Raw genomic sequence first — 581 nt, 5'->3', positions numbered from 1 at the left:
CTGCTTGTCCAGCACGGTACGGTCGGTAATCACGATCACCGAGTTGAACAGCCGCTGGCCCTCGGCATCGTAGAGCGAGGCCAGTTGATGCGCCGTCCAGGCAATCGAGTTGGACTTGCCGGAGCCCGCGCTGTGCTGGATCAGGTAACGCTTGCCCGGGCCTTCGGCACGGGTGGTCTCGATCAGTGTGTTGACCACTTCCCACTGGTGGTAGCGCGGGAAGATCATGGTTTCTTTGGTGACGCGCTTGCCGTCGGCATCCTCTTTCACGCTCTTCTGCAGGTGCAGGAAGCGGCCCAGCACCTTGAGCCAGGCATCCGGCTGGAACAGGCGCTGCCACAGGTAGCCGGTGGCGTACTGGCTGTCATCCGGCGCAGGCGGGTTGCCGGCGCCGCCGTCGAGGCTGCCCAGGTTGAACGGCAGGAAGAAGGTTTCCTTGCCGGCCAGCTGGGTGGTCATCGCCACTTCATCCTGGCTCACGGCAAAGTGCACCAGCGCGCCACGTTTGAAGGTCAGCAGCGGCTCGGGTTTGCGCGTCAGCGGGTCTTTTACCGGGCGGTCGTAGCGGTACTGGCGCTTGG

General features: G+C 64.0%; 1 protein-coding gene. It reads right to left on the bottom strand.

What is annotated here, in order from left to right:
• On the bottom strand, nucleotides 1-581 hold a 581-nt coding region (locus A9513_RS25500; protein WP_141678529.1), incomplete at both ends, for a DEAD/DEAH box helicase family protein.

The organism is Pseudomonas sp. AU12215 (genome assembly GCF_001675465.2).
Taxonomy (GTDB): Bacteria; Pseudomonadota; Gammaproteobacteria; order Pseudomonadales; family Pseudomonadaceae; genus Pseudomonas; species Pseudomonas nitroreducens.
Note: the sequence above shows the minus strand (reverse complement) of the source record. Positions and strands in the feature narration are given on the sequence as shown.